We start from the raw sequence: 10,294 nt of genomic DNA on the forward strand, positions 1-10,294 counted from the left end.
TTGCGCGTGCGCTTCGTTGACAGGTCCAACCCAAGGCCCAGTTGCGTCATCAGCATTCCCCTTAACTATCCCTCTTCCAGGATAGTTCACACTTACGTCAACGCCAGGACTTTTGCAGACCTTCCTTAACAGCCACTCGACGAGTAATAGCCCGTTACACTTCACGCCAATGTGCGAGTCAACGGCGCAAGCACTCTGGCGTTACTAAACATACCTATAACTGGCATTGTCAAACGCCTTCCGATTTTTCGACAACGCCTTAGAAAGGAGACTCCAATTGTATCGATCACGCCTTACCACATGCTCTCTGTTGGTATTTTTTGGTACAGCATCGGCATCGATTGCCTCGGCTGAAACTCATGATCTCAAGTCTATTGCGCCCGCATCAGCTATCAAGGTCATGCCGGAGCGTGAGCTTGTCAAAACCGCCGTACCTATGGTGCAGAAAGAACGACTGGACATCGAAACCCCGTTGGGCAACTTCAAAATGCCGGTTGCGGTGTCGCGGGACTGGAGCAGGACTCAAACCGACGTTACCCGTGCCGTCATTGTGATCCCTGGCTGGCCGCGGCGCGATCTTCGCTCCGGGGAACACGCCGCAGAACTCGCGGGAGATGCGGCGAGTACAGCTGTCATAGTCACGCCTCAGTTTTTGACGGCGCAAGATGTCGCCGCACACAACTTAACGGACAACATTCTCAGATGGGGTGAAAACGACTGGGAGATAGGAAAGCGATCTCAGGACGCGGCGGCAATCAGTTCATTTGAAGTCGTCGATCAGATATTCCACCGGTTGGCGAATCGTGCCATTTTCCCGAATCTTAAGGATATTGTGCTTGCCGGGCATTCGGCAGGCGGACAATTTGTTCAGGACTATGCAGTTCTTGGAAACGGCGAAGCTAATCTTGGGGACGCTCCGGTCCACGTCCGGTATGTCGTATCAAATCCTGCGACGTACCTTTATTTGACCGACGAACGCCCCGATTCCCACGGGAACTTTGCGCCTTTCAACGCAGCCTCCTGTCCCTCGTTCAACCAATGGAATTATGGTCTGCAAGCAGGCAGCCCTGCCTATCCGGCTCGGCCAGGTTCGATCGATGAACTCAAGACACGTTACCTCGGACGCGACATCATCTATCTCCTTGGGACCTCGGATAACGCACCCGACGGGGACGGCCAGGATCAGTCATGTGCGGCCGAGGCACAAGGTGCGACCCGTTATGGCCGCGGACAAGCTTTCGATGCCTACGTGCACATTCTTGATCCGCACACACGCCAGCGAGTTTACGAGGCTCGCGGGATCGGGCATTCCAGCTACCGGATTTTTTCGTCGGCGTGCGGGCAGGCGGCATTGTTCGACAAGCCGGGATGTGACTCGGCATCGGAATGACCGACTCGGAAAAGCGTGCGTCGCCTCGGCAGTCCCTGTGGCGACCTCGACCTTTTCAACTGAGAGCCTGGTGGATACACCATAGCCCGGAGCGCGAAGACCTTATCTCGATGGTGCGCAACGCAGACACAGCTCCGGGCCGAACACCTCGACCTGTAGTCGGGGAAATGCGGTTTCCATCATCCGGCGATACAACCTTGACTTTAAATGGCTTCGCAATGTCCACGGCTGGATCGGGTTGTAGGGAGGCACGAATGACAAGCAAACCGTATAAGCCCGACACAGATCAGGCTTTTTTCGTTAATACCCGAACTTCCGCGGCGATCAGTGGGTCAGCCGCGCCTCATAAATCGAGCCATGTTGGATCGTTGATAATCGCAAATAATTCTCTAACCTTGCTTTCTTAACGGTTAAAGCGGCCCGCGAAGCAAACCTCGTAAATTCCTGCAATGGCAGGTTTCTGAAAATCGAGAACTTCTCAAATCGAAAAGACGGTCCTGAAGTTGTTCGTCTTTCGCAAAGCCTGGACAGCATTGAAACGTGGCGGCCTCAAATCCGAAGTGCAACACCGCTTCGTATAAGGTGTTGCAATGCACGAAAGAACCCCATACCTGCAACTTCAACCTGAAGAGCACCTGACTATTGCAAGCCTGTATCTGCAAGGTTCAAGTATCCGGGCCATGGCCCGGATACTCGGGCGCTCGCCGGCCACCATTAGCCGTGAACTGAGGCGAAAGAGCTCTCCTGCCGGCTATGCATCGGTGCCGGCTGAAGCACTCAGCGCCGCACGTCGCAGCGCGGTGCGCCGCCCTACAAAGCTTTGCCTGCAAAGCGTCTGCTGGCGTATCGTGCTCACCCTGCTCGAGTGCAAATGGTCACCCCAGCAGATATCGGGCACACTCAGACGTATGTATCCGACCGACCCAACCCGGCAGGTTTCGCACGAAACCATCTATACGCGCACCTATGCCCAGCCGCGCGGCGAACTGCGCCGCCAAGCTCATCGCCTGCCTGCCAGGGGCACAGCACGCACATGCCGCGTACAGGCGGCACTGACCGACGCGGACCGATTCCCGACATGGTCAGCATTCACGTGCGGCCGCCCGAAATTGAGGACCGACTGCTGCCCGGACACTGGGAAGGCGACTTCATCAAGGGCGCGGGCAACCAGTCCTCGGTCGGCGTTCTGGTTGAACGGACCAGCCGCCTGGTGCTGCTCGCAAAGATGGAAGACGCCACCGCAGCTTCGGCGCTGGCGGGCTTCGCCGCCAAACTCAGTTCGATTGTCGCGCCACTGCGGCAGAGCTTCACTTATGGCCAAGGCAAAGAAATGTCGCGCCACAAAGAACTCGCTGCCGCAACCGGCGTGAACGGGTACTTTTGCGACCCGCACAGTCCCAGGCAACGCGGCACTTGCGAAAACACCAACGGGCTGCTGCGAAAGTATCTGCCCAAAGGCACCGACCTTTCGGTCTACAGTCACGACGAACCCGACGCCATCGCCGACAGTCTGAATAGCCGGCCTCGTACAACTCACAACTTCCATTCACCATCCGATGTCTTTGCCGCGCCCCTCGCATCAGCAAGTCAACCTCAAAGCTCTAAACATTAGTACCGCTGTTGCGCTTCACCCTTGAAACCGCCGAGTCTTTGGGAAAGGGTGCGGCCAGAGAACTTGTCGAAGTCGCCACGCCAAACACATCGGCCGCTCGCTCTTGCAACTGCCGCTTCCATTCCGTGATCTGGTTCAGATGAACCTCAAACTGCCGCGTCAATTCTGCCAGTGTGCGCGCGCCACGTACTGCTGCTAATGCTACTTTCGCCTTGAACGCCGCTGAGTGAGTGCGCCGGGTTCTCTTCGCCCTCGTCGGGTTTCCATTGTAGGCATTATGCCTATCTCAGATCCTAGCGATTCCACATAACCGACTGTCCAGATTTCCCGCGCCACCTCTCTCAGGCCCTGCGCTTCGCCGCCCGTCGGGGCGGTGCGCAGCCGTCGTCGTCGCCCCGAGGCTCATTGGAACGCTCGATGTGAGACAAACGCCAGCGCATCAGGTCGTCCGCGCCCGGGCCTGCCTTGATGGCAACATCTGGAACACCTAGCTTCTTGCCGGTACGCTGATCGACGAAACTCCATCCCACATCAGCGTCCGTCTTTCGATTTACGAACTTCAACGGCGGTGCCGAAGCGCCAGATGCATTCCAGCTATCCCCGATCAGGGCAAGCATTGCCATCACCGGGCCGACTTGCCGGCCCTTCGGAGTCAAACCATATTCGAAACGCTCCGGATTGACTTGATAGCGCCGTCGCTCAATGAGGCCATTCGCTTCCAAGTGCTTCAGCCGATCACTAAGCGTCACATTGGTCACGCCAGACGACTGGCGAAAATCTTCATACCGGCTGAGGCCAAGGAAGATGTCGCGCAGAATCAGCAAACCCCACCGATCGCCGATCGCCGCCATGACGCCAGCGATCGAACACACCATTCCGTCGAAACCTTTCGAACGCATTAACTGCTCCCGTGTCGCCCGACAGCCATCGTCGGATCAATATTGTTATAAGAGTAGCAGAACTCTGTAAGCGACCGTTCGACTAGATCCGGGAATTCATGGGCGTCCTGGACGCGGATGTAGCGACACTTAAGGTGTCTCGCACTCTACAAGTTAAAGCTTGCTTGGCACGCCATTAGCTCTTATTATAAGAGCTAATGGTGTGCAGTTGATGGCGGTTGCTGTCCCGAGCAATCGCGCAGGCGTGCTGTCGGCGGTAGAGGCTTTCATCCCGACGATCCCGCCCAATAAACCCGGTGGAAACAATCATGTTTTGTCGCGTCCCGTCCAAGATTTTCGTCGGCGGCGCTGGGGCACCGGGCTTGGCCGCCTTCAACCCTCGTCGCAGATGAGACGTACTCTGTTGGTGCTTCGAGCCGCGATCCGCGGCTCAATGATAAATGTATGGATTAGTGATAACGCCAAGATTCGGTTTACTGGATAACACGCCGCTGCTAGATATCTTGGATCAATCCTTGGTATAAAAGGCTTTGGTTGAGTGTCGTTTTGGTTTGTGCGGGGCGTGTGGTCTTACTATTTATTGCACATAGATGACGCGGCTGCGACCTTAGTCGCCACACATGTGGGCACTGCTAATTGGTTCCCTCGGTTCGAGCGAGAGACATGTCGCTAACTGTGCGGGCGCGTAGCTGCGACCCAGATGAAGCGAGGCTTGAATGCGAGATCATTTTTAGAATTCTTACGCTGGGAGCATTCCAAATGAAATCCCACACCGTTAAGATTGGGTGAGTGCGTAGCGACAGCACGCTCATTGTTCATGGATACAGTCGGGTTCACGCCGAGCGATTCGATGGTCGTGCGGTGGGTTTTGTGCCTCTAGTCCGTTAGACCTTGTTATGCGCGACGATTATGACGTTGACGAGTATTCCAATCGGGGTAATTGATTTGACGGAAAAAGAAATGGACCATTTGGCCTATAGCATGTTGTTATGGCGCCGCAAATGCGATTCTTACGCGGGAAAATCCTTGTCCACGGGGCAGTGCACGACGTGCGCCATTGGGCGCACAAGGAATGTGCATGGCGAATACCGCTAAGACTGAGATCCACCTGAAAAATAATTGGACTCGTCAGCGAGTATCTAGAAACGACGATGATCTGCAAGATTCAAAATTAGATTTCTAAAAAAATACGAAAATGAAAGTTACCTTTGGTGAGCTACCCGATCAGGTCAATGCTGGAGATTCGCCAGGTTGGGATCAACTAAGCGAACACCTTGAACACCATGATACGGATCTTCTTATACTTAACGAGATGCCATTTGGCCAATGGCTTGCGTCTTCACAGATATATAGCTCTGCCCAAGCTAGGGAAAGCATCGAAGCGCATCGCTGTGGCATAGGCAAGCTCGGCAAGCTGAACGTGCCGGCCATCGTTTCTTCGCGGCCCGTTCCATCGCCTGCAAAACTGGCAAACGAGGCATTTTTGTTACAACGTGATAGCTATACACCAATCCATCACAAGCATTACTTCCCGGAGCAGTCTGGTTTTTTCGAAAAAACTTGGTTTGAGCCCGCTCGTCTAGGATTTAACATCGCCGAAGTGGGTGCTTTGCGTATCGGGGTGCTGTTATGCACGGAATTAATGTTCACAGAATGGGCGCGACATTACCGCCGCCAAGGCGCTAACGTCATCGCCGTTCCAAGAACCAGTGGCACATCAATGCATTATTGGCATACTGCCGCGGCTATGGCCGCATTGGTGTCCGGCTGCTATGTAATCAGTTCAAACCGACGCTCGGCAGCGTCTACTGCCTTCGGCGGAGGAGGATTTGTATTTTCTCCAGAGGGTTTCCTGCTGATGTCTTCCACTTTGGATCAGCCAATCGTCACGATTGAACTTGACCTTGATGCGGTAACATCAGCCCAGAAAGCCTATCCTTGCTGTGTCGAGGAAATTTCAAGCAAGTTTGAAGAGATCTAACAACAAAAAGATTCGAGGGTATTTTCATCGTTTGACACTGGGCGGCCTCAAATCTGAAGTGCAACACCGCTTCGTATAAGGTGTTGCAATGCACGAAAGAACCCCATTCCAGCAACTTCAACCTGAAGAGCGCCTGACTATTGCAAGCCTGCATCTGCAAGGTTCGAGTATCCGGGCCATGGCCCGGATACTTGGGCGCTCGCCGGCCACCATTAGCCGTGAACTGGCGCGAAACAGCTCTCCTGCCGGCTTTGCATCGGTGCCGGCTGAAGCACTCAGCGCCGCACGTTGCAGCGCGGTGCGCCGCCCTACAAAACTTTGCCTGCAAAGCGTCTGCTGGCGTATCGCGCTCACCCTGCTCGAGTGCAAATGGTCACCCCAGCAGATATTAGGCACACTCAGATGTATGTATCTGACCGACCCAACCAGGCAGGTTTCGTACGAAACCATCTATTTCGAAGCACGAGTCACGCGCGGCCTCTGACGCTCCCTTTAGGAAACTTCCGCGCTGCGGTTTCCTTTACCCCTCAAGCTGCAGCGTTTCAGCGCAAGGATCGTCCTGGTCAAGTCCGGTTCCCTTGTTGTTATTGGTCGGCGCGAAAGACGTTTGGAATCCCCTCGAACAATGCGAACAGTTGATGAATTCGGTCGCCCAGGACACCTCCGCAACGATGCACATATATCCTAATGCCTACCATGATTTCGATTGGCCAAACATGCCAGTGCATAACGTACCGGCCTTTACTACCTAGACCGGCATCGTGCCGATCGAAGGTACGGATCCAGATGCACAAGTCCATGCACAGCAACGCGTGACGGCGTTTTTTACCGAGCACCTACTTAACCGGTAGCCAGACTACGTTAAGCCAATTCAGTTTAAAGTGGGAGATGGCATTAGGCCGTTACGCTTGCGCCTGAACGCAATCGAATGGCGGCTTTCTGCCGCCAGGTTTTGAGACCTGATTGTCCGCAGTGAGTCGGTTTATGCCTTTCGCGTGCCTGTTGCAATTAGCGATCGATATCGGCCTGCCTCGGACCGTGTGCGGCCATGAACAGTCCTTCGACATTCAAGCCTGGATCGTCGACAATCTGAAGGATACGAGCTCAATGGCGGGCAAATGGACAATTCACCACTAAGCGATCGCAAGGGTAAATCGGCGTTTTTCGACGCACGCCCGTTCTTGCCGACGATTTTTGTGAGGGCGTCGAACATCCCCTGAAGGTCGAACAAAAGTCGAACCATGATCTTTACAGCGTGCCTTTCCTCTTATCCTCGAATAGCTTCAGAAGCGGAGGAGATTTCGACAGGTTTTCCGGTTGTACCCTTTCCCAGAGACTTCCTTTCCCCTGCGATCTTCCCCATTCGTCTTCAAGACGGAACCACTGCTCGACCGTCTTGATCCGATTAGGATGGATCTCATCTAGCAGCGCGTAATCCCTTTTGATAACTCCATATTTCCATACATTCCAGAAACCTGTGAAGTTGTCGCGGAAGCTCATCGTACTTCTATCGTTGGGATCCGCGTTGTATCCGGCGGGTAAGTTTGCCGCCATCTTGAGGGGGCCATTCCAATACGCATCCAAGTCCGTGTCGACATAGCGAGCCGGATGACCCGTCACCTTCTCGAATGCTTCGGCAAGCTTCTGGTACTCCACATGCTCGATTGCGACTTCGAGATTCATACCATTTGCACGTTCCGGATTGTCAAAAAGCCAGCGTGAGTAATATCCACAGTCTCGGAGTGCGACATGGGGCACTGCTCCGCTGCCTAGCGGCACGCGCCAAGTCGCGACGCCGTCCTCTATAGAAGGCATCATCGGAGTCATCGCCGAAACGGTCATCTCCATGTAGGGCCCCGTAGTAAACACCGCTGCGCCCATGCGGTCCCGGTTCATCTGGTTCTGGAACAGAATCCACTCACCGATGCGGCCTTTTCCGTCATAGTGACCCGTGCGAAAGCGGGAATCGTAGCCGGACTTTTTGAGTGCGTAGTCGAGGTTCCCGTACACGAAGAATTTAATCCCCTCTTCGAGGGCTATCTCATAACTACGGATAGCCCAATACATCTCCGTTTTTTCTCCGCTGTTGAACCCGTCGATATTGATGTATGCCCCGTCGCAACCGCGAAACCCTTCCCGCAAGACACCCTCGTCGGCGAATGTGCCCTTCAGGATCGATACGTTCTCCAGCGCGAGCAGATTCTTTGCCCTTCGAGAGTTCGGATCGCGACTCAGGGCGCGAACTGAATACTTCCTGTCGGCAACGAGGGAGTGTATGACTGGCAAACCCTGTGCGCCGGTGCCGCCGACAACGAAAATCTTGGACGTAGCGAGAGAAGACATACTTGTTTCCACAGGTTCGGATTGAACCGGATCATCTCGACGAATGACCAAGCCGCCTCGCGATTATTCGAATAGCCAACGACCATCGCCAGCCACGCCATATACTCTTATAATAAGAGTATATGGCGTGAAGGGCAAGCTTGGACGTCGTAGTGGAGCGGAATGGAGTGTGCGAGCCAAATCCCTCGACGATCTCTCATGGCTGACGAGCGTCTCTGTGCAACGAGCCGCAGGTGTTGCGGGTTCCGCGCCCGAGGCATGACTGAATTCCCAGTCGGATCGAACGTTCCTTTAGAAGCTGTTGCAAAACTAATTTTAGATCCGGTGACTCTTGCGACCTGGCGTTAACTTTCTGTCTTGTTCTGCCTGGCAGGAAGCTAAACCAGCTCTCAGACGGAACTCGACGAACGCTACGGCGATCGTGCATTGGTTCTCGAACCCGACGTGACAAGTTGCGCAGATCAAACAGGCGGTTGAAAAAACGCTACATCAATTCGGCCGCATCGACGTGCTCGTCAACAATGCCGGCTACGGCTACCTGAGCGCTATCGAGGAAGGCGAAGATCGGGACGTGCGCGATATGTTCGAAGTTAAATTTTTTGGCGTGGTCAATACCATCAAGGCCGTGTTACCCGCTATGAGAAAACAGCACGCAGGGCACATCGTCAACGTCACGTCGGTAGGTGGCCTGATCGGCAATCCCGGGAGCGGCTACAACGCCGCCGGCAAATTCGCGGTGGAAGGTCTGAGTGAAGCGTCGGACGCCGAGACGGTCGACTTCGGGATGAAGGTTACAGCGGTGGAGCCCGTGCCGTTCCGTACCGATTGGGCCGGACGGTCGCTGAAGCAGGCAAAAAACCCGATTGAAGCCTACGAAGCGGGCGCGGGTAAGCGCCACGCCGGCATCCCGGCCGGTAGTGGCAAGCAGCCTGGCGACCCGGCGCGCGCGGCGCTAGCGATCATCGCCGCGGTGTAGTCCCCTGCGCCACCGGCCCATCCGATCCTGGGCAGCAACGGGTTGGAGCGTGTCAAAAGCAAATTGAATAGCCTGCGCGCGGAGATCGCCGCATGGGAAGCGACCACGCTGAGCGCCGATTTCCCCGGCTAGGTCGATCCCCGCGCTGGTCGCTCGATTCCGGTCGGTTGGACCGGTTCATCGAACGGCAATTGCTAGTCTCTGCTGGAATCCTACGTTAATTGCCCTGTAAGAAGCCGTTACCTCGCGGACATCCGCATTGCCAGCATGCTAGCGCCAAAAAACATAAAGGCGGCTCCAAAAAACTTGTTGAATACCACGTAACGCCGCTTGACCGCCATCCACGTCCTCACGTACCGGGCGAACAACCCGTATGTCATGAGAGAACAGAAAGATATTCCCATGAATGTCAACGTCAATATCAAGAACTGCGGCAGCAATCCATGCTCAGGCGCCAGAAACTGGGGGAATAGCGCAGAGAAGAAAAGAATAGCCTTCGGATTGGTTAGCGCGAGCAAAGCGGCTTGAGAGAAGATACGAGTCTGCTTGATTTCCGCCCGTTCTTCGTTGCTGTCCAGCTCAGTGAAAATACTTTTCCTCGAGCGCCACTGCCTGATTCCCAAAAAGAAAAGATAAGCGGCGCCGAACAGTTTCAGGACAAGGAACATACTTTCGGATGCTTTCAAAAGCGCTCCCACGCCCATTATGGCCAACGCCGAGAGAAAAAATATACCTATGATATTTCCCACAGACGAAATCAACACGGCCTTCATGCCATATCGGACACTATTTGAAATGGCAAGAAAAATGGCCGGCCCAGGGCTAGCTATACTTAATAACGCAACCACCACATACAGAAGCCAGGTAGAAAACAGCATTTAGGTTTCCAAAAATGAGCTCTTCTGAGCAGCCAAGTAGTCTGCGAAAAATACTCCGTACCCGGCAATAAAATTGAATGTCCTAGTTATGGAAGGTCTGCAAAAGTCCTGGCGTTGACGTAAGTGTGAACTATCCTGGAAGAGGGATAGTTAAGGGGAATGCTGATGACGCAACTGGGCCTTGGGTTGGACCTGTCAACGAAGCGCACGCGCAA

8 protein-coding genes and 2 pseudogenes are annotated in these 10,294 nt (G+C 54.4%); 6 read left to right on the forward strand and 4 right to left on the reverse strand.

Translation table 11 applies throughout. The features are described from left to right. Positions 1-277: 277 nt before the first annotated feature. From FQ746_RS22105 to FQ746_RS22110, 3 genes and pseudogenes are all read left to right on the forward strand, one after another. Complete coding sequence (locus tag FQ746_RS22105) at positions 278-1,390, forward strand: alpha/beta hydrolase (RefSeq protein WP_144111776.1); 1,113 nt, start codon at positions 278-280, stop codon at positions 1,388-1,390. A gap of 590 nt (positions 1,391-1,980) precedes the next feature. Then, positions 1,981-2,067, forward strand: a pseudogene (locus FQ746_RS35620) (hypothetical protein); the annotation flags it as partial. 194 nt (positions 2,068-2,261) lie between these two features. Further along, positions 2,262-3,002, forward strand: coding sequence for an IS30 family transposase (locus FQ746_RS22110; protein ID WP_409932418.1), 741 nt, complete (start codon positions 2,262-2,264; stop codon positions 3,000-3,002). A gap of 79 nt (positions 3,003-3,081) precedes the next feature. Here FQ746_RS22110 and FQ746_RS22115 read toward each other — a convergent pair. Together FQ746_RS22115 and FQ746_RS22120 are read right to left on the reverse strand one after the other, a co-directional pair. Next, a pseudogene (locus tag FQ746_RS22115) lies at positions 3,082-3,252 on the reverse strand (transposase); the annotation flags it as partial. A gap of 91 nt (positions 3,253-3,343) precedes the next feature. Continuing rightward, on the reverse strand, positions 3,344-3,901 hold the full coding sequence (locus FQ746_RS22120; protein ID WP_144111777.1) for a winged helix-turn-helix transcriptional regulator: 558 nt from the start codon (positions 3,899-3,901) through the stop codon (positions 3,344-3,346). 1,195 nt (positions 3,902-5,096) lie between these two features. Between FQ746_RS22120 and FQ746_RS22125 the strand changes: the two genes are divergently transcribed. Then, positions 5,097-5,882 carry a carbon-nitrogen hydrolase family protein gene (locus FQ746_RS22125; RefSeq protein ID WP_144111778.1) on the forward strand — a complete coding sequence of 262 codons (786 nt, stop codon included), beginning with the start codon at positions 5,097-5,099 and terminating at the stop codon, positions 5,880-5,882. A gap of 88 nt (positions 5,883-5,970) precedes the next feature. Continuing rightward, a complete protein-coding gene (locus FQ746_RS22130) occupies positions 5,971-6,366 on the forward strand; it encodes a helix-turn-helix domain-containing protein (protein ID WP_260854134.1) in 396 nt (131 codons plus the stop codon). A 764-nt stretch (positions 6,367-7,130) separates the two neighbouring features. Here the strand turns inward: FQ746_RS22130 and FQ746_RS22135 are convergent. After that, positions 7,131-8,225 (reverse strand): NmrA family NAD(P)-binding protein, encoded by a 1,095-nt coding sequence (locus tag FQ746_RS22135; protein ID WP_144111779.1) that lies wholly within the window; start codon positions 8,223-8,225, stop codon positions 7,131-7,133. A 508-nt stretch (positions 8,226-8,733) separates the two neighbouring features. On the opposite strand from FQ746_RS22135, the gene FQ746_RS22140 reads away from it, so the two are divergent. Continuing rightward, complete coding sequence (locus tag FQ746_RS22140) at positions 8,734-9,201, forward strand: SDR family NAD(P)-dependent oxidoreductase (RefSeq protein WP_260854135.1); 468 nt, start codon at positions 8,734-8,736, stop codon at positions 9,199-9,201. Positions 9,202-9,440: 239 nt separating this feature from the next. On the opposite strand, the gene FQ746_RS22145 is transcribed toward FQ746_RS22140, so the two are convergent. Next, complete coding sequence (locus FQ746_RS22145; protein ID WP_144111780.1) at positions 9,441-10,079, reverse strand: LysE family translocator; 639 nt, start codon at positions 10,077-10,079, stop codon at positions 9,441-9,443. Positions 10,080-10,294: the final 215 nt, after the last annotated feature.

It is taken from the genome of Paraburkholderia sp. BCC1886 (assembly GCF_900996245.1).
Classification (GTDB): domain Bacteria; phylum Pseudomonadota; class Gammaproteobacteria; order Burkholderiales; family Burkholderiaceae; genus Paraburkholderia.